We start from the raw sequence: 21,090 nt of genomic DNA on the forward strand, positions 1-21,090 counted from the left end.
ACAAATTATTAAGAGTTTTGCGATACTAATTCAAAATATTTAAAAATGAAACTAAAGTTCAATGGATTCTTAGTGCTTTTACTAGTACTAGCTGCGCATTTGTCATTTGCGCAAGAAAGAGCTGTTTCTGGAACAGTTTCTGACAATACAGGAATGCCTTTACCAGGTGTAAGTGTATTAGTTAAAGGAACGAAAGCAGGAACACAAACCGATTTTGATGGTAAATACACCATCAAAGCATCATCAAGCCAAATATTGGTATTTAGCTACATTGGGATGAAAACCCAGGAAATAGCAGCAAACTCTTCAGTAGTTAATGTAAAGCTGGCTGGAGCAGCTCAAGAACTTGAAGGCGTCGTAGTTACAACGGCTTTGGGTATCAAAAGAGAGAAAAAATCTTTAGGTTATTCTGCACAGACAGTGTCAGCAGAACAAGTTGGAACAGTTCCTACTGGTAACTTCACAAACAACTTATCAGGAAAAGTTGCCGGTCTTAGCGTAACTCAAGGTACTAACTTTGGAGGATCTACAAATGTGGTCCTTAGAGGTTATAAATCTTTATTAGGTGACAACCAGGCTTTATTTGTCGTAGATGGTGTGCCAATTTTGAACAACAACGTAAACAGTAATGACCAAAAAAGCGGTAGAGGCGGTTATGACTATGGTAATGCTGCATCAGACATCAACCCAAACAACATTGCCGAAATTAACGTGTTAAAAGGCGCTGCCGCAACTGCTCTGTACGGATCTAGAGCTCAAAACGGGGCAATCATTATTACGACTAAAAAAGGAAAATCAAGCACTGATTTATCTGTCGAATTTTCTTCTTCTTACACAATGTCTACTGTAGACAGAACGACTTTTCCAAAATATCAGACTGAATACGGCCAAGGATATTTCGGGCAAGCATTCTCATCTTACAATGGACAACCAAGATCTAGATCAGGAGATGATGCTTCATATGGTCCTAAATATGATGGCTCTTTGGTTTGGCAATATGATGCTTTTACCCCTGGATCTACCAATTACGGAAAACAGACTCCTTGGGTTGCTGCAAAAAATGGTCCTATAGAATTTTTTGAAACTGCAATATCTACTATCAACAACATTTCATTAAGCGGAGGTACTGAAAAAGCTACTTATAGATTGACTTACGCTAATACAAACAGCAGTGACATTTTGCCAAATTCATTATTAAGCAAAAATAACTTTAACGGAGCTGCCAGCTACAAATTTAATGACAAACTCAGCTCTAATTTCAATGTTACATATGTTTCACAAAACACAAGAAACAGAAACTCTACCGGATACGGAGGAAACCAGTTAGCTGGTTTTAGACAATGGTGGGCTAATAATGTTGACATCAAAGAACAGAGAGACCTTTATTTCGCAAGCCGCCAAAATTACACTTGGAATATAAAAAGTGCAACAAATGTTACACCTGCATACTGGGACAACCCGTATTTCCAAAGATACGAAAACTACAACAACGACAGCAGACAGCGTTTTGCAGCTAATGCTAGTTTAACTTATGATGTAAATAAAAACTTAAGCTTCACAGGTAGAATTGGTACTGACGGTTTCAATTTAAAAACAGAAGATAGAATTGCTCCAGGTTCCACACCAGCAACTCTTGGGTCTAACTCCAATCTTCAAAATCTTCCTGTTCAGCCATCTGGTTATGCATTAGACTTATATAATTTTAGTGAGCAGAACTATGATTTCTTAGCTACTTACAAAAAGGACCTGAGCGAAGATTTCAATATTAATTTTCTTCTTGGTACAAACTACAACGTACAAAGCAGATTTACTAATCAGCAAATGACATCAGGAGGTTTATACATTCCTGGATTATACACTATTTCTAACTCAGTATCTGCACCTGCCCTTCCTAGAATTGTAGACACGAGAAAAGAAGTATTAGGTTTATTTGCACAAGCAACATTGGGATATAAAGGAACTTACTATCTAGAAGGTTCTGTAAGAAGAGACGAATCCTCTGCACTGCCACAGGACAACAATGCATATTGGTATTCAGCAATTTCAGGAAGTGTAATATTCTCAAACTGGCTTAAAAATGCTGAATTCATCAATTTTGGTAAATTCAGAGTTGCTTATGCTCAAGTAGGTTCTGATACAGATCCAAACCAATTATTAGACAACTATACTGCTAGAACTCCATTCGGAACTCCTGTATATTCTTTTAATACTACAGCAAAAAATGCAAATTTAAAACCACAGCAGTTAGATAACGTAGAGGTAGGTTTAAACATGCAATTTGCAAACAACAGACTTGGTTTTGATGTTGCTTGGTTCCAAAACAAAGCTTTTGATCAAATTTTACCATTACCAGTATCAACTTCTACTGGATCAAATTTCAACACAATCAATGCTGGTACTTTAACAACAAAAGGTTTTGAGGTTACTCTTACAGGAACTCCAGTTAAAACAAATAACTTTTCTTGGGATATTAGTGTTAACTGGTCAAATCCTAACACTAAAGTTACAGAACTGGCACCAGGTATTGAAAACATCAACATCAACTCTCTTCAAGGAGGTATCAGTATCAATGCTCCTTTAAACCAAGATTATGGTCAAATCTGGGGAACGACTTACGTATTAGATGATGCAGGCAACAGAATTATCGGTGCTAATGGTGGATACGAAGTTTCTACAACAACTGATAACAAACTAGGAACTTACCAAGCTGATTGGATTGGTGGTATTAACAACAAATTCAACTATAAAAACCTTTCATTCAGCTTCTTGATTGATGTAAAAAAAGGTGGAAGTGTATTCTCACTTGACCAATATTATGGATACGGCACAGGTATATATGCTAATTCCGTTGGAACTAACGACTTAGGAAACCCAATCAGAAACACAATAGCAAATGGTGGTGGTCAAATCTTGCAAGGTGTAATGCTAAACCCTGCATACACACCTGGAGGAGGCCAACCTCAATATATTACAAACACAACAAGATTAGATAGATCTCAATCAAGTCAAGTTTTAGGAACTGACCCTCCTGCAGCTGCATTTGTATACGATGCTGGTTTTGTAAAGTTAAGAGAGGTAGTATTAACTTATAATCTTCCTTCAAGCATTCTAGGAAGTGCTATTAAAGGAGCTTCATTCAGCGTAATAGGGAATAATCTTTGGATCATTGACAAAAGTTTACCGTATTCAGATCCAGAAGCAGGATTGTCTTCAGGTAACACTCAAGGTTATCAATCAGGACCTATGCCGACAACAAGAAATATTTCTTTTAATGTCAAAGTTAATTTTTAAAAAGAATGAAAATGAAAAAAATCATAACAATATTAACGATTGGTCTGTCCTTGACAGCTTGTGTTAATGAAGATGTAAATACCGACCCAAACAGCGCTTATAACACTGTGCCAGGATCGCTTGTCACTTACGCTCAAAAAGAATTAAGCGATTATGTTAATACTCCAAGCGTAAATGAAAATAACTTTAGATTGACAATGCAGTATTGGCAAGAGACAACTTACGTAAACGAAAGTAACTATGACTTTACAAACCGTAATGTTTCTAACCAAATTTACTCAGACAACTACGTAAACGTATTAAACAATCTTGGAAAAGCTAAATCTATAATTGAAGGCTACCAGCCAACTGCAAGTGAACTAGCTCAATGGCCTGCAAATAAAAAGACGCAATTAGCCATTATTGACATCTTGCAAGTTTATACGTTTCAGCTTTTAGTGGATACTTTTGGTAATATACCATACACACAAGCAGCTAATCTTACACAATATCCGCTACCTGCTTATGATGATGGAGCAACTATCTATGCTGATTTAATTACGAGAATAAATACTGACATCAATTCGTTAAGTAGCGGAACATCCAACAGCTTCCCAACATTTTCTTCTGGTGACAAATTATATGGAGGTGATCCAGCGCAATGGCTTACATTTGCAAACTCTTTAAAATTAAAACTTGCAATAGGAATTGCCGATTCAAATCCAACTTTAGCACAAACTACTGCAACGGCAGCTATTGCGGCAGGAGTAATGACATCACCAGCTAATAATGCACAATTCCCTTATTTACCAGATTCACCAAACTACAACCCTCTATATGAAAACTTAGAAGCTAGTGGTAGAGAAGATTTTGTTGGCGGAAAAACTCTAGTAGATTACATGAATGCTTCTAACGACCCTAGAAGACCTGGTTACTTCACGACAATAGGTGGTCAGTACCTGGGACTTACTATTGGTGAAGGTGGTGAATTTGGAAACTATTCTCATGCAGGAGATTATGCATACACACCTGATACTCCAGGAAACATCTTAACATATACCGAAGTTGCTTTTTATGTTGCCGAAGCAAATGCTCGCTGGAATACAGCCACAGCACCTGCAGCTTACACTGCAGCAGTTACAGCTTCAATCTTAGAATGGGGTGGAACAACAGGAGAAGCGACGGCTTACCTTACAACACATCCATACGACCCCATTAACTGGAAAAAATCGATTGGAGAGCAAGCATGGGTAGCGATGTATAATCAAGCTTTAACTTCTTGGAATTTCTGGAGAAGATTAGATTTCCCTGTATTATTAGCTCCTCCAACAGCAATTAACAATGCTGGTGGTAAAGTTCCAGTAAGAATGGCTTACCCAGTACTTGAGCAGCAAACAAATAACTCAAACTGGAAAGCTGCTTCTACAGCTATTGGTGGAGATTTGCTAACAACGAAACTTTTCTGGGATAAATTTTAATCCTAAAACTAAACCATACAAAAGCCGCTCTATTACAGAGCGGTTTTTTTTTATAAACATTATACCTATATTTGTTCTATGGAAAAAGAGCACCAAATATTTGGCATTAGAGCCATTATAGAGGCCATTCAGGCTGGCAAAGAAGTTGACAAAGTATTTATTCAGAAAGAAGTTTCGGGAGATTTAATGAAAGATTTAATGAAGGTAATGAAACGTGCCAACATTAACTTCTCTTACGTTCCCGTTGAAAAACTAAACAGATTAACACCCAATAACCACCAAGGTGCAGTGGCAACCATCTCTCCTATCGGATTTATCGATTTGGAACATTTAGTGGAGTCAACCATTGAATCGGGCAAAAAACCTTTATTTCTAATCTTAGATCAGATTTCTGATGCGCGCAACTTTGGTGCTATAATCAGAACTGCTGAATGCACTGGAGTAAACGGAATAATTGTACAAAAAGCTGGTTCTGCACCAGTAAACGGAGATACTGTAAAAACTTCTGCTGGAGCCGTATTTAATGTGCCTATCTGCAAAGTAGAACATATTAAGGATGCCATTTTTTATCTTCAGGGTTCTGGGATTAAAACTGTAGCTGCTACAGAAAAAACAGACCAGAACATTTATGACATTTCACTTACTGAGCCTGTTGCCATTATTATGGGATCGGAAGACAGAGGAATTAATCCGTCTGTTCTGAAAATTGTAGACGAAAAAGCAAAATTACCAATGTTCGGTTCCATAGGATCATTAAATGTTTCTGTTGCCTGCGGCGCCTTTTTATACGAAACAGTCCGACAAAGAAGTTAATCTAAAAATGGACTGAAAGTGAGGATTAGAATGAATAATTAAAACACTTAGCAAATGTTTTCAAAATCTAATTCAATATCGCTGGTTACATTATTTCTTTTATCTGTCGCTTTTAACAACAAAAGCTTCGGACAAAGTACTACTTACAATCAATTCTGGAACGAAATTCAATTCAGCAGAACATTAAACGAAAAATGGTCTACCGAATTGGACATCGGCGCAGCTTACAGCAGTACGGAATCTTCTTCAAATTTATTTGAAAATACCGTCCAGAGATCTATTCGCGGCTGGGGACATTATTACTTAAACCCAAGATGGAAACTTTCTTCTTTTCTTGCTTATTACAGTAATAAAGATGTTCCAGAAATTGGTCAGTTTGAATCGCCGGAATGGCGTTTTGCTTTACAGGGAATTTATTTTTTTCACAAAACAGGCTATACTTTATCTACAAGAATGCGTACTGAATTTCGGCATATGAAAAATCAGGACGATGATTATGAATTGGTTTTTCGATACCGTCAGCAGTTAAAATACCTTCAACCAATAAATAGTAAAATACTCAGATCTGGTGTCTTTTACGCTATCGCCTCCGATGAAATTTATTTAAAATCCGGTGCAAAAGTAACCGGAGAGAGTTTCTTCGACAGAAACAGATTTAACATTGGAGCTGGCTATCTATTTACAGATGATTTTCAGGTAGAGTTATGTTATGCCAATGAATATCTTCCACGAAATAAGGGCAATCAGACTACAAATGCGGCTTCTTTAACCATAACCTTCAACAACCTTTTAGAGAACATCCAAAAGAAAACAGCTGCCCACAATCATGAAGGCTCAGACGAATAACAAACTATTCCTCTTTCTTTAGAAAACATTGCAACTGTTTCTTAATAGCAGCTTTATGCAACTTGAAATTGTAATCACGGATAAATTCTGTTCCTTCCATATTAATCTTAGCAGTAACTGCCTCATAAGAGGCAAAATCATTAATGTCCTTATCTTTTATTAAATACAAAACCTGCATTACGGAATCATTATTACGATACTGAGTATCATAATGAGTCAATTTATAGTCTTTATTGTTTGAAAGAGAAATCACTAAATCATCCTTTACCTTCTTGCCTTCTTTTTTATCCGGAAAAGGCATTGGCTGCAATGCAATAAAATATTGTTCTTTATCTGTGATAATATTAATTTTTAATGACTTAGATTTTGTTGTGTAAAAAACCGCAGGGTCAAAAAAGTAAACCATAGTGCCATCTGCCAGAATGCGATTCTTAATTTCACATTGAGCACAAACCGGAAAGATGAATCCTGCAAATCCAAAGAAAACAAAAAAGATAATTTTTTTCATAAAGCAAAAAATTAAATCAGAAGCTGTAACAAAATTAATCTTTTTAGTCCAAACAAACTCATTTACTGTTGGTTATCTTCAGAATCGGATTTAGTTATAAAATAACGAACTGGCAAATTCGAATCAAAATAAGACGAATTAAAATCCGATTCTTCCTCTTCTTCCTTTCTACTGATAAAATTCCCATTTTCATCAAAATGCCTCATAAATGGATCACGTTCTGGATCAAAATCGGGATGTTGCCAATCGTACAATATTGGTTTGGAATATTCTGGTGTTTTGTACAAAACAGACAAAACAAAACCTGTAATTAATCCAGACAAATGCCCTTCCCACGAAATCGACTGATCAACGCCTGGAAAAACGTACCATATCATTCCTCCATAAAGCAAAATGACACTTAGTGACAAAGCAATGAGTCGATAATATTTTGTTTGAATGCCTTTAAAGAAAATAAAACTCACCAAAACATAAATCAGTCCGCTGGCACCAATATGAAAATTTTCCCTGCCGATAATCCAAGTTATCAAACCTGAAAATAAAATTCCGTAAACGATAATACTAAAGGTTTGTTTTGGATAGAAAAAACGCAGTGCGGCCAATAAAATCAGTAACGGAATAGAATTATTGTATAAATGTTCTAAATTTTCATGAATGAAAGGACTAAAGACTATTCCTTGAAGCCCTGCAAAATCTCTCGGATAAATTCCGTTTTGGTAAAAATCAAAATCGAAGCGAATTTGCATCCAGTAAACCACCCAAAGCAATAAAACAAAAAAAACAGGAAGCGCAACTACTGAATTTGAAAATTTAAACTGGCTGTCATTCATAATTTTTGGTATCTGTTAAAAGTTCTAAATCAAAAAACTATCCAAAAAAGACAGCCTGATATTTTGTCAGTAAACCTGAATTCGATTTTGTTTCTAAGTGTTAAAAGACTAAAATTTAACTTCAAAATATAGTAATTTTACAAAATGGAAGCACCATTAGCAGAAAGAATCCGCCCGAGAAAACTAGAAGATTATATTAGCCAAACTCATTTGGTTGGACCAAACGGCTCCTTAACACAGCAAATTTCAAAAGGAATAATTCCTTCGTTGATTTTCTGGGGACCACCCGGAACAGGAAAAACTACTTTGGCAGAAATTATTGCCCAAGAATCCAAACGTCCGTTTTATGTTTTAAGCGCGATAAATTCAGGAGTAAAAGACATTCGAGATGTAATCGAAAAAGCGAAACAAAGCGGAGGCCTATTTACTGCCAAAAATCCGATTTTATTTATTGATGAGATTCATAGATTTAGTAAATCGCAACAGGATTCTCTTTTGGCAGCTGTTGAAAAAGGATGGATTACCTTAATTGGCGCTACAACCGAAAATCCAAGTTTTGAAGTTATTCCCGCCTTATTGTCACGCTGCCAGGTATATGTCTTAAACGCTTTTACAAAAGACGATTTAGAGGCATTGTTGCTTCGTGCCATGAAAGCTGATACTTATCTTGCTTCCAAGAATATCCAGCTTAAAGAAACCGAAGCTTTAATGAGGCTTTCGGGAGGTGACGGACGCAAACTTCTTAATATTTTTGAACTTGTCATAAATGCTTCCGCAAGTGACGAAGTGATTATTACCAACACCAGGGTTTTAGAACTCGTACAGCAAAATACGGTTTTGTACGACAAAACTGGCGAGCAGCATTATGATATTATTTCGGCATTTATAAAATCAATTCGTGGCAGCGATCCTAATGGCGCCGTTTACTGGCTTGCCAGAATGATTGAGGGAGGAGAAGATGTAAAATTTATTGCAAGAAGAATGCTTATTTTATCAAGTGAAGATATTGGAAATGCAAATCCGACAGCTCTTGTTATTGCTAATAATACATTTCAGGCCGTAACAACAATTGGCTATCCAGAAAGCCGTATTATATTAAGTCAGTGCGCTGTTTATCTGGCAACATCGCCAAAAAGCAATGCATCTTATCTTGCAATTGGAAGTGCGCAGCAATTGGTAAAACAAACCGGAGATCTTCCTGTTCCGATTCATTTACGAAATGCGCCTACAAAACTCATGAAAGAACTGGGCTATGGAGAAGAATATAAATATTCGCATGACTATGCTAATAATTTTGCAGAACAGGAATTTCTCCCTGATGCTGTAAAAGGAACGGTTCTTTACAATCCAGGGAACAATTCTAGAGAGAACAGTACCCGTGAATTCCTAAAGAACCGTTGGAAAGATAAATATGGTTATTAATCTCTTTGTTGTTTACAGTTTGTTGTTTTAAAACTTAACTGAAACTTTTTCAGAAACTAATTTATCGTTTTGGTAATATTCAAAATACCATTGATTGTCTTTTGCATTTAGCGAACCTTGTACTCCTTCTTTTATTGCGATAAAAGAATCAGGACGTGAAGTTTTCAATAACTTCATTACAACTTTAGGCGTTTTATCGATAAGCTGGTAGCCATTTTCTGTTGGCTGAGCGTATAATAAGTTAGGGTCAGATACATCTACTACAGGTGTAGCTGTTACTGTTTGCTGAGTCGCTGCTGGAGCCGACGCTGTAGTTTGTAATGATGCAGCTGTTGTTATTTTTGTCGGTGCAGCAGGAGATTTTCCGCTATATTTATATTGTAATGCCTTAACTGATACAAAAGCACCATTTAAGGCTTCTCTATAGGCTACGTCATATTCTTTTTCTCTGCTTTTTCCTGTTTCAGAAGTATAAACAACTCTTCCGTAGCAATCTTTGAACTCTACAAAAAGTTTGGTCACCAAAAAAGCATTGTCTTTTCGTACGTTAACATATAAAAGATCACATCTGTCGTTATAGCCTTCAGGAAGCTCTTCGTTAGTGTAAAATGCTGTAAAACCAGCTTGCAGAAGATTAGATTTACTTAAGGTCGCTAGTCTGTACTGATTGTCTTCTTTTATAAAATCGTATTTTAACGGAACAATAACCGCCTTATAGTCATTAACAGACTGCGCAAAACCGATAACTGAACTAAAAAGTGCAGTTAGTAAAATTTTAATTTTCATCATTATAAATATTTTTTTAGTTCTAATAAATGGTTTATTTGTTTGAAATTTTGAGTGATTTCTATCTTTTTATCATTAAAAAAAATAGCGTCAAGGCCTGCGTTTAAAGCTCCGTTAATATCGGCATCCAAATCATCCCCAATCATGATGCTATTTTCTTTGGCTGTTCCAGCAAGATTGACTGCATAATCAAAGATAATACTATTTGGCTTTTTTACACCTGCCGATTCAGAATTTGTAATCGTGCTGAAATAATTTCCTAAAGATGCATTTTTTAACTTCTTTTCCTGTACAGCAGCAAATCCGTTGGTTATAATATGTAGATTGTATTTTGGCTTTAGATATTCTAAAACCTCGATTGCACCGTCAAAAAGATAATTATTATCGGTAAGAAATTCTATATAATCATTTGCAATCTGATTGATGTTTTCGTCTGAAATTACATAGTTTAAAGCATCAAAAGAAAATCTAAGTCTGTTGTAACGGAGTTCCTGATGGGTGATCTGATCATTTTGATACAACCTCCAGCATTCCTGATTTATTGGAAGATAATGCCCTATAAAATCATGAATATTGATTTCATGATACTGACTTTTAAAAATACGATCAAATGCCATTTGCGAATTCTTATCAAAATCCCAAAGTGTGTGATCTAAGTCAAAAAAAATATCTGTTATTTTGGTATTCATACATTACAATATTCCTTCATCTGCAAAACTATAATATTTTGATTCAGTTATAATCAAATGATCCAAAACTTTAACATCTAGATTCTCTCCTGCTGTCTTAATCTTTTTGGTCATTTGTCTGTCTGCTTCACTTGGCATAACATTACCAGACGGATGATTATGACACAAAATCAGACCTGTAGCACCGTTTTCGAGTGCAGGCTTAAAAATCAGGCGTACATCTACAATTGTACCTGCGATTCCGCCCTTACTCAACTGCGACTTCGAAATAACTTTATTCGAATTATTAAGAAAAAGCACCCAAAATTCTTCATGAGGCAATTCTCCAATAATAGGTTGCATCATTTCGAAAGCAATCTTGCTAGACGTTATTTTTTTCAGTTCAACAGCATCTTCTTCTCTTCGCCTTCTACCCAATTCAAGTGCCGCAATAATCGTAATGGCTTTTGCCTCTCCTATTCCCTTAAAATTGGTCAGCTGTGAAATAGTCATTTTGCCTAAAGCATTAAGATTTTCTACGCTTTTTAAAATTCTTTTACTCAAATCGACTGCCGATTCGTTACGGCATCCAGAACCAATCAAAATGGCGATTAATTCGGCATCGCTTAAGACACTTTTTCCTTTAAGCATTAATTTTTCGCGAGGTCTGTCGTCTTCAGACCAATTGGTAATCGGAAAATGAGATTGTTCCATGAGATAAAGATTTCAAAAGCGAATATATGCAAAAGAAGAAAAATCTTTCAAAAAAAAATAACTCAATATTTTTATTTTAGTATATTTAAGGAAAAAATGAAAAACTCAATCTTCTTCGTTTTATTCATTCTCTTTATTTCATGTAATCAAAAAGAAACCAAAACTTTTTCATTTGTAAAAAATGAAGAGCCTAAAAGCTTTGGTCAAAAATTATCTCAGGCAGCAATCTCTATAATTGATCCTTCAATAGATTATGACCCTGCTTATTTTGCAATAAAATATCCAAATGGAGATGTTCCTGCCAACAAAGGAGTTTGTACAGATGTAATTATTCGAGCTTACAGAAAACTTGGAATTGATTTACAGAAAGAAGTTCATGAAGATATGATCAAAAATTTCTCGCGTTATCCAAATCTTAAAAAATGGGGTATGAGAAAAACCGATACCAATATAGATCATCGAAGAGTACCCAATTTAGAAGTTTTTTTTGAAAGAAAGGGTACAAAACTTCCTGTTACACAAAATGCAGAAGATTATAAAACCGGCGAAATAGTAACTTGGTTGATCAATAATAAATTACCACACATTGGAATTGTAACCGACCAAAAATCTAAAGACGGAAAACGAAATCTGATTGTCCATAATGTTGGAAACGGGCAAGTTCTTGAAGATTGTCTTTTTGAATATAAAATTGTAGGGCATTTTATGTTCCAATTAGATAATTAGATAGTTTGTCAATTAGAAAATTCCAATATTCAAAATGAAATTCCAAATTCCAATAAAAAAAGCCGACTGTAAAACAACCGGCTAATTATATAATTTTCAAACTGACTAATTATCTAATTAATCAACCCTTTTACTTCATCAAAATTCAAACCTCCATAATTTCCTGAACTCATTAATAAAAGTGCAGAATTATCTAAATTCAAATTGAATAAATATTCTTTGAACTCTGTTGGATTTGTATAGATTATCAAATCTTTTCTATTGAAAGCATTTGCAATCTGGTCGTAAGTTACTTCTTCAAGCTGTTTGATTTTGACAGCATCCGGCGAATAAAACACAACTGCAACGTCTGCATATTCCAAAGCACCTTCATATTCTTTCAAAAATTCGGCATTCAAACTGCTGTAGGTATGCAATTCAAGACAGGCCACTAAAGTTCTGTTTGGATATTGCTCTTTTACTGCTTTAGTCGTTGCGGCAACTTTACTTGGCGAATGCGCAAAATCTTTGTAAGCTACTTTTCCTTTTCCTTCGGCAATTTTCTCTAAACGCTTAGAAGCTCCTTTAAAGCTCGCAATTGCTTCGTAAAATTCGGCTTCATCAACACCCATGTTTTGGCAGATCCATTTGGCTCCCGCAAGATTGTTCAGATTGTGTGCTCCAAAAACTTCAATTGGCATATCGCCTTCTGGAGTTTCCAAAAGTGTCACACCATCATTTACTGTATAGTTTGGTGTTTTATAAGGCAGTTTTCTAATCGGATTTGTTGCAGCTTCAGAAACACGTTTTACTTCAGAATCATTTTCGTTGTAAACCAAAATACCTCCGTTTGTAATCTTTGCAATAAAAATCTCAAACTGCTCTACATAGTTTTCATAAGTCGGAAAAACATTAATATGATCCCAGGCAATTCCAGAAATCAAAGCAATGTTAGGCTGGTACAAATGAAATTTCGGGCGTCTATCAATTGGCGATGATAAATATTCATCTCCTTCCAATACTATAAAATCATTTTCTTCGGTAAGATGCACCATTGTATCAAAACCTTCCAACTGTGCTCCTACCATATAATCTACGGCAATATTATGATAATTCATCACATGCAGGATCATCGAAGTAATGGTTGTTTTTCCATGCGAACCGCCAATAACCACACGTGTTTTGTTTTTTGACTGCTCGTACAAAAATTCAGGATACGAATAGATTTTCAGTCCCAGTTCCTGTGCTTTCAATAATTCAGGATTATCAGCTTTGGCGTGCATACCCAGAATAATCGCATCAATATCTGCCGTGATTTTTTCAGGAAACCAGCCCATTTCGGCAGGAAGAATTCCTTTTTTCTCCAAACGAGATTTTGAAGGCTCAAAAATAGCATCGTCGCTTCCTGTAACCTGATATCCTTTGTTGTGCAATGCTAATGCAAGATTGTGCATAGCGCTTCCGCCAATGGCGATGAAATGTGTTTTCATTTACAATTTCAAATTTTAAAATTCCAAATTCCAGCTGAAATCCGGCAATTGATTGTTATGTTTTCTTTCGATTACTTGTCTTGAATATTCTTCAAAAATAAGGAAATATAAAATGTATCATTTGCTTTTTGATATAAATTACTAATTTGTACGAAATTTATTTTTGATCTCAGCCAACCTTTTCCACAAAATAATCCTCTATACAAGAAAAACCGATTTATGAAAAATATATTGTTTGTATTCTTATTCCTTTCGGCAACGATTTTTGCACAACAAAATGATAAAAAATGGGACAAAATCATTGCTTTTGAAAAAGAAGGAAAAATTAAATCTGCTAGCGAAATTGTCGCTGACATTTACAAAAATGCAAAAGCAAAAAAGGACGAAGAACAAATAATAAAATGTTTTTTCTATCAATCTAAATACATGCAAATTCTTGAAGAGGATGCACAATCTAAGATTATAAAAAATTTAAAATCGACTATTGGTCAGGTTTCTATTCCTTCAAAAGCAATTCTAAACATTGTTTATGCCAAATGTCTGAGCGCTTATTTCAACAAAAATAGTTATCAAATTAGAACGCGAACAAATCTAGAAATAGCTGATGCTGACTTCCTGACATGGACGGAAAAGGATTTTAACAATCAAATAAATACCGCACTAAAAGAAACGTTGCAAAATGAAAATTTGCTGAAAAATACGCCGCTGAATAAATACGAATCGCTATTTGATTATGTTTCTTTAGAGAAATTCAAAGCTGAAAACTTGTATGATTATGTCTTAAAAGAAAACATTGCATTTTACACGCAAAAACTAAACACTTGGGAAATCCCGAAATTTGTTTTTATACCTTATATAAAAGATTTCTTCGGAGATGCTGCTGAATTTACAAAACTGAATTTAGATTTTATACACTATGAAAATCTGCGTTTGGTAATTTCATTATATCAAAAAAAAGAAAGCAAAAATCCGACAGTAGAAGATGAATTTGAACGTTTGCGTTTTTCCAAAAATTACTTGTTTCAAGCTGATGAAGATTATTTAACCGCACTTAACAAACTTCAAAAAAAAGCCAGCGATAAAATATTGATTCAAAAAATTCAATTAGAAAAAGTAGATTATTTTCTTCCATTTGCATCAAAAATCCTTCATCCTGACTTCAATAATAAAGCGCTTGTTATTTTAGACAGCATTATCCAAGTCAACAATAGATCAAACGAACAAAAGAAAGCTTTAAGCCAAAAACAAAAAGTGCTTTCAAAATCGTTGACTGTTCAACTTCAAAAATATATTTATGACAATGAAAACACGCGTGCTTTTATTCGATACAAAAATGTAGAAAACTTAAAGGTTTCATTCTATAAAATCAATCAAAAACAAGTTTCAATCTTCATGATGCCTCAAAACTCAAAAGATGCAGAAGCCAGCTCGATTGTAAAAAACCAACAACCAGAAATTACAAAAACGTACACTCTACAAAACAAAAATGACTATTTTGAATATACGACAGAAGTATTGCTCCCAAATTTAAAAACGGGATCATATCTTGTTTATTTTGAGACTGAAAAAGACGCAAAAGATGAAAAAGCAACTGCTTATGAAACCGTAACTGTAACCAATTTCACGATAGCAGCATCAGATAAAAATAACATTCAGACCTATCAAATCTTAAATCGAAAAAAAGGAAATCCGCTCAAAAATGTAAAAGTCAATTCATCGAGATTTAATGCTATAACTGATAAAAACGGTACGGTTTCTTATCAGAAAACAACAAACGAACGAAATTACGAAACACTGCAAGTTTCATCTGAAAATGACAGTCTCACGATTACCCGCAATTATTTTTCGCGTGATCGCGTCTATCAAGAAAACATGCCCGAAAACTCAAAAGCTAAAGTTGAGTTTTATTTAGACCGCGCCATTTATCGCCCCGGCCAGACTATTTATTTTAAGGGAATTGCGTTTCAGAAAAATAATGAAAAAACAGCTGTAGTTCAAAATACGGTTTTCAGAATTTTAATTCAAGATCCCAACTTTACGAATCTAAAAGAGTTTACTGTCACAACAAATGAATTTGGGTCTTTTTCTGGAGAATTTACTTTGCCTAAAACGGGATTAACTGGCAATTATAACATTACAGCTCAAAAACCTGCTGATTATGAAAAGGAAAAAGAGAAACATCCGTTTTGGAAAAACATAAATTTCAACTATTCTCAAGCCCATTTTAAAGTTGAAGAATACAAACGTCCAAAATTTGAAATCGTATTTGACCCGAAAAAAGAAACTTTTCAAATCGATCAATTGGTAAAAGTAAAAGGCGCTGCAAAAGCTTTTGCTGGCAGCAATGTTTCTGATGCTAAGGTAAGTTACATCGTTACGCGTTATACGAGTTACAATCATAATTATTTTGGTAGAGAAGACGAAGAAGAAATTGCCGATGGCGAAATAAAAACCGATGCTTCTGGCAAATTTACGATTGAGTTTCCTGCATTGCCTGATGAAGATTCTGAAAAAGAAAAACTACCGATTTTTACTTATGAAATTGAAGTTTCTGTTACTGACATCAATGGTGAAACACACGATTCTAAAACAACTGTAGAAGTGGGTTATCACGATTTGGTTTTAGAACTGGGAATGCCGAATAAAATCGAGACTAAAGACAAAAACGAAATTTTCTTGACCAGTACTAACCTGAACGGCGAATTTAAAGCTGCAAAAGGTGACATAAAAATCTATTTTGTTCGTCCTTTTTTGAATAAATTTAAACTTAGAAGTTTAGAAAAACCCGAAATTGAGACCATTTCAGATCAAGATTTCGAAAAATTATTTCCTTTTGAAATCACAGGAAAAGAATTTTTAAATGAGCCGAAAGAAACTTTAGTTTATTCACAAAAAGTAAATACCGAAAAAGACAAAAAACTTGTACTTGATTTTATTTCAAATTACAAATCTGGCAACTACAAAGTTGTTTTTAGTGCCAATGACAGCTTTGGCAATCTAATTGAAGAAAAAACAAATTTTGAACTTACACAAAGCAAAGACAAGTTTACTACCAGCAAATTATTTACTGCGCAGCAAATTAATGAAGATCCTAAAAAAGACGGTTTTGTTGAGATAAAACTAACTTCGTCAATCTCAGAATTGTATATTAACACGCTAGGAAATTATAAAAATGGGGTGTTTTTTGAAGAAACAAATCATCTTCAAAACAATGAAACTGTTGTTAAAATTCCGCTTAAGCCAGAATTTGAAAAAATCTTAAAAATAAGCTTTCAAAGTGTTTTTGAAAATCAAGTTTTTAATGAAGAATTAAACGTTGCGCTAAAAAGTGAAATCCAGAAATTAGAATGGAAAACGGAGAGCTTTAGAAGCAAAATAGAACCTGGAAGCAACGAAAATTGGTCTTTTCAACTAAAAGCTCAAAACACTAAAAAAGAAGCCGAAGTTTTAGCCTCAATGTACGATAGTTCTTTAGACAAATTCACCACTCAAAATTGGACTTCACCAACGATATATGAGTACAATAGTAATTCTGGAAATAGAAAAACAATATTAGGTTTTGGCCAAATCTATAAAACGTTTGAAAATTTAAATAGTTACATTTCAGGAATGACGTTTGCAAACGAGTCAACCAACTTAATTTGGTTTGGTTTTGATTTTAACAATCCGAATTCTGTTTATCAGCAAAGCCAATATTTAAAACAGCTTTCTAAAAAAGTAAGAAAACCGGCAAACGCAAAAATGATTTCGGGAATCGTTACAGACAACGACGGGATGGAACTGCCTGGAGTTTCGATAACGGTAAAAGGAACTCAAAGAAACACAACTACAGATTTTGACGGTTATTATGAAATTGAAGCTGCTGTCGGAGAAGAACTTGTTTTCTCATACATTGGTTCAAAAACAATTTCAGTCAAAGTAAACAACACTAAAGTTATAGATCAAAGTTTAGAACTAAACTCCGATCAATTAGAAGAAGTTGTCGTTGTTGGTTATGCAACACAAAAAAAACAATCTCTCACAGGGGCAGTATGCGCAGTGGTTAAATCGGAAACAGTTATGGAAGACAATACGGTTTTTAATACTGCCGGAGTTTCAGACCCACTATCCGAAACCGCTGCTGGTCTTCGAATCCGAGGAGTATTATCTACTTCGGGAATGCAACCAATATATGTAGTTGATGGAATAATAATGGCCAATATAAATAATTTAAACCCAAATGATATCGCATCAATTGATATTTTAAAAGATGAGTCTGCAACTACGCTTTATGGAAGCGGAGCTGCAAACGGCGCTATTATAATCACAACTAAAAAAGCGTTAGAAGAATTAACAAAAGTAAAAGCACGTAAAAATCTATCGGAAACGGCTTTCTTTTTCCCACATTTAAAAACAGATAATAAAGGAAACATAAGTTTTAACTTTACTTCGCCAGAAGCATTGACGGCGTGGAAATTTCGTTTATTAGCGCATAATAAAGATGTTGTTTCTGGTTATTTGGAGAAAAGCGTTGTTACTCAAAAAGAAGTAATGATTATGCCGAATTTCCCAAGATTCTTTAGAGAAAAAGATACAATCGTAATCAGTGCTAAAATCTCAAATGTTACCGCCGAAGCGAAAACCGGAATCGCAAGTTTACAGTTTTTTGATGCGGCAACGATGCAACCTATCGATGCCAAAATGTTAAACACAAACAACATCAAAAACTTTACAATTCCGGCATTAGGCAACACAACCGCAAACTGGACGATTACAATTCCCGAAGGTTTACAAGGTGTACAATACAAAATTGTAGCAAAAGCAGGTAATTTTTCGGATGGAGAAGAAAACATTATTCCTGTTCTGACCAATAATATGCTCGTTACAGAAAGTATTCCGCTTTGGGTGCGCGAAAATTCAACCAAAGAATACACTTTTGAAAATCTAAAAAACAACAATTCTTCAACTTTAAGAAATCATCAGTTTACACTTGAATATACTTCGAACCCAACTTGGATCGCCATTCAGTCGCTTCCTTATTTGATGGAATACGAACATGAATGTGCCGAACAGACTTTTGCTCGATTTTATGCCAATGCGTTAGCATCAGAAATTATTTCGAGTAATCCGAAGATTGCTTCTATTTTTGAAAATTGGAGAAAAAATGAAAAACTACATTCAAAACTAGAAGAAAACGAAGAATTAAAATCAATTATTCTTGCCGAAACACCTTGGCTGAACGACGCAAAAAGTGAAGACGAAAAGAAGAAAAACTTAGCGCTTTTATTTGATTTAGAGAAAATGGAAAGGTCTCAAGAAGCTACTTTCGAAAAATTAAAAAAGAAACAAAAAGCATCTGGAGGTTTTGCTTGGTTTGACGGCTACGAAGAAAACGAATACATTACAAGACATATTCTCGCTGGTTTGGGGCATTTAGAAAAACTAAGTCAATCTGAAGACAATGAAGAAAAAACAGATCAAATTGCTAAAACCGGCATTCTGTATTTAGACAATAAGTTTTTAGAATATTATAGAAGTAGAACCCAAAACTTAAAGCCAACTGACAAATTAATCTGGATCAATCCGTATTCTGACTTGCATTATCTGTACACCAGAAGTTTCTATTTAGAGAAATATCCTTTGTCTGATGCGTTGAAAAAAGCTTCAAAACTATATTTGGAAAGAGCCAAAATAGATTGGTTGCAATATTCTATTTACGAAAAAGGATTGGCCGCTTTGGCTTTGAATCGTTTTGGTGAAAAAGAAACTGCTAAGAAAATCATCGAAAGCTTGAAAGAAACAGCATCAAACAATGAAGACTGGGGAATGTACTGGATTGCCAACAAAGCAGGTTGGTATTGGTATCAAGCACCGATAGAAACTCAAGCTTTATTGATTGAAGCTTTCGCCGAAATCGCGCAAGACACCAAATCGGTCGATGCGATGAAAGTTTGGCTTTTGAAAAACAAACAGACCAAAAACTGGCCAACAACAAAATCAACAACCGAAGCAATTTACGCTTTATTGATGCAAGGAACCGACTGGCTTTCGGTAAAAGACAATACGGTCATCAAATTGGGAGACGAAAAAATCTTAACCAAAAAATTATCCGAAAATGAAAAAGAAGCCGAAACGGGTTACATCAAACTAAACTGGAAACCTGAAGAAATCAAAAAAGAAATGGCTTCCATTAAGATTCAAAACAAATCTAAGGTTCCCGGGTTTGGTGGTGTTTATTGGCAATATTTTGAAGATTTAGATAAAATCAAAAACAATTCGGGTGCAGTTTTGTCTGTTTCTAAAGAATTGTATCTAAAGAAAAACACGTTAAAAGGTGAAGAATTACAAAAAATCACAAGGGAAAATTATTTAAAAATAGGAGATTTAGTTACAGTTCGACTAATTATCACTTCTAAAGAAGACATGGAATATGTTCATTTAAAAGATATGCGCGCTTCTTGTTTTGAGCCTGTAAATGTTCTTTCTGAATATCAGTACAAAGATCGTTTAGGATATTATAGGAGTACAAAAGATGCTGCGACACATTTTTTCTTCAACCAAATAAACAAAGGAACATATGTTTTAGAATACGATATTCGAGTAAATAATATTGGCGAATTCTCAAACGGAATCACAACGATTCAAAGTATGTATGCGCCAGAATTTGCAAGCCATACAAAAGGAATCAGAGTGAAAGTTCAATAAAAAAAACTCAAAAGACAAATTCTGATAGTACAGAATTTGTCTTTTGAGTTTTTTCATTTTAAGCTTCGAATTTTCGTTTTAAATCCTGTGCTTTTTTTGTGTCTTTTAATTTATTCAAATATAAATTATACAATTTTTGAAATGTAACTTTTGAATTGCCGCTTTCATGCGCTTTTTTATAATTTCTCTCGGCGAGATCATATCTTTTAAAATATTCTTCAATTCTTCCCCTTGACAAATAACCGTCAATTGGAGAAAATTGAGCCAATTCATTAGAATATGAAATCGCTTTAGATTCGCTTCCGCCTAAAATTCCGGGTAATTGCAAATATATTTCAATCAATGCCCATCGTGCCTGAATATGTTTTGGATTGAGTTCAATTGCTTTTTCAAAAGCTTCTTTCATATCGCCAACCATCGAAAAAGCTTTGATTTTATTGACTTCTACAGCATGCATCGCAAGACATCCCCCATATTTAAAAAAATAATCGGAAACTGTTGGTTTTAATTCTTTTAGTCTTTTGAAATATGCCGCACCTTTTACCCATGATTTTTGATACGCTTCTATTTCTCCCAGATATTCCAATGTCTTGATATCTGAATGGTTGTTTTTAAGAATGCCTTCAAAAAGCAATTGTGCTTCATCGTACTTTTTAGCACGAAATAATTTCTCTGCTTTTTCAAAATTAGATTGCGGCCAACAGTACATTGGAACAATTAAAAAGAAAATCAGTAGTTTTTTCATGTTTCAAAAATAAGGAAATATAAATGTATCATTTGCCATTTGAGATAAATTACTAATTTGTACGAAATTTATTTTTGAATTAAATCCAACCTTTACGCCACAAAAACACTCCTTTATATTAAAAACACCTT

Annotated in this window: 14 protein-coding genes; 7 read left to right on the forward strand and 7 right to left on the reverse strand. The window is 34.5% G+C overall.

The genetic code is table 11. The annotated features are described in order from the left end of the window. Positions 1–45 precede the first annotated feature (45 nt). The 4 genes from ACFFLS_RS18135 to ACFFLS_RS18150 all read left to right on the forward strand — a co-directional run bounded on the left by ACFFLS_RS18135 (position 46) and on the right by ACFFLS_RS18150 (position 6,407). On the forward strand, positions 46–3,291 hold the full coding sequence (locus tag ACFFLS_RS18135) for a SusC/RagA family TonB-linked outer membrane protein (protein WP_379683525.1): 3,246 nt from the start codon (positions 46–48) through the stop codon (positions 3,289–3,291). Positions 3,292–3,302: 11 nt separating this feature from the next. Then, positions 3,303–4,748, forward strand: a complete 1,446-nt coding sequence (locus ACFFLS_RS18140) for a SusD/RagB family nutrient-binding outer membrane lipoprotein (protein ID WP_379683526.1) — start codon at positions 3,303–3,305, stop codon at positions 4,746–4,748. 78 nt (positions 4,749–4,826) lie between these two features. Next, a complete protein-coding gene (rlmB, locus tag ACFFLS_RS18145; protein ID WP_379683527.1) occupies positions 4,827–5,561 on the forward strand; it encodes a 23S rRNA (guanosine(2251)-2'-O)-methyltransferase RlmB in 735 nt (244 codons plus the stop codon). 54 nt (positions 5,562–5,615) lie between these two features. Next, entirely contained in the window at positions 5,616–6,407 is a 792-nt protein-coding gene (locus ACFFLS_RS18150; RefSeq protein ID WP_379683528.1) for a DUF2490 domain-containing protein, read from the forward strand. Between the two features lie 4 nt (positions 6,408–6,411). Here ACFFLS_RS18150 and ACFFLS_RS18155 read toward each other — a convergent pair whose 3' ends face one another. Next, positions 6,412–6,915 carry a hypothetical protein gene (locus ACFFLS_RS18155; RefSeq protein WP_379683529.1) on the reverse strand — a complete coding sequence of 168 codons (504 nt, stop codon included), beginning with the start codon at positions 6,913–6,915 and terminating at the stop codon, positions 6,412–6,414. Between the two features lie 62 nt (positions 6,916–6,977). Continuing rightward, positions 6,978–7,745, reverse strand: coding sequence for a rhomboid family intramembrane serine protease (locus ACFFLS_RS18160; RefSeq protein ID WP_379683530.1), 768 nt, complete (start codon positions 7,743–7,745; stop codon positions 6,978–6,980). Between the two features lie 144 nt (positions 7,746–7,889). Between ACFFLS_RS18160 and ACFFLS_RS18165 the strand changes: the two genes are divergently transcribed. Beyond that, positions 7,890–9,167: a replication-associated recombination protein A gene (locus ACFFLS_RS18165; protein ID WP_379689568.1), complete on the forward strand. Its 1,278-nt coding sequence runs from the start codon at positions 7,890–7,892 to the stop codon at positions 9,165–9,167. 27 nt (positions 9,168–9,194) lie between these two features. On the opposite strand, the gene ACFFLS_RS18170 is transcribed toward ACFFLS_RS18165, so the two are convergent. The 3 genes from ACFFLS_RS18170 to radC are packed head-to-tail and all read right to left on the reverse strand — an operon-like array spanning position 9,195 to position 11,335. Continuing rightward, a complete protein-coding gene (locus ACFFLS_RS18170) occupies positions 9,195–9,953 on the reverse strand; it encodes a hypothetical protein (protein WP_379689574.1) in 759 nt (252 codons plus the stop codon). Between the two features lie 2 nt (positions 9,954–9,955). Next, complete coding sequence (locus ACFFLS_RS18175) at positions 9,956–10,642, reverse strand: YjjG family noncanonical pyrimidine nucleotidase (protein WP_379683533.1); 687 nt, start codon at positions 10,640–10,642, stop codon at positions 9,956–9,958. Between the two features lie 3 nt (positions 10,643–10,645). Next, positions 10,646–11,335, reverse strand: coding sequence for a RadC family protein (radC, locus tag ACFFLS_RS18180; RefSeq protein WP_379683534.1), 690 nt, complete (start codon positions 11,333–11,335; stop codon positions 10,646–10,648). Between the two features lie 96 nt (positions 11,336–11,431). On the opposite strand from radC, the gene ACFFLS_RS18185 reads away from it, so the two are divergent. Further along, positions 11,432–12,061: a DUF1287 domain-containing protein gene (locus ACFFLS_RS18185; RefSeq protein WP_379683535.1), complete on the forward strand. Its 630-nt coding sequence runs from the start codon at positions 11,432–11,434 to the stop codon at positions 12,059–12,061. A 113-nt stretch (positions 12,062–12,174) separates the two neighbouring features. Here ACFFLS_RS18185 and ACFFLS_RS18190 read toward each other — a convergent pair whose 3' ends face one another. After that, positions 12,175–13,530 carry a UDP-N-acetylmuramate--L-alanine ligase gene (locus ACFFLS_RS18190; protein WP_379683536.1) on the reverse strand — a complete coding sequence of 452 codons (1,356 nt, stop codon included), beginning with the start codon at positions 13,528–13,530 and terminating at the stop codon, positions 12,175–12,177. A 219-nt stretch (positions 13,531–13,749) separates the two neighbouring features. Here ACFFLS_RS18190 and ACFFLS_RS18195 point away from each other — a divergent pair, with 219 nt between their 5' ends. Then, positions 13,750–20,214 (forward strand): alpha-2-macroglobulin family protein, encoded by a 6,465-nt coding sequence (locus ACFFLS_RS18195; protein ID WP_379683537.1) that lies wholly within the window; start codon positions 13,750–13,752, stop codon positions 20,212–20,214. A 58-nt stretch (positions 20,215–20,272) separates the two neighbouring features. Here the strand turns inward: ACFFLS_RS18195 and ACFFLS_RS18200 are convergent, their stop codons facing one another. Continuing rightward, positions 20,273–20,959 (reverse strand): tetratricopeptide repeat protein, encoded by a 687-nt coding sequence (locus ACFFLS_RS18200; RefSeq protein ID WP_379683538.1) that lies wholly within the window; start codon positions 20,957–20,959, stop codon positions 20,273–20,275. Positions 20,960–21,090: the final 131 nt, after the last annotated feature.

The organism is Flavobacterium procerum (assembly GCF_042431625.1).
Classification (GTDB): domain Bacteria; phylum Bacteroidota; class Bacteroidia; order Flavobacteriales; family Flavobacteriaceae; genus Flavobacterium; species Flavobacterium procerum.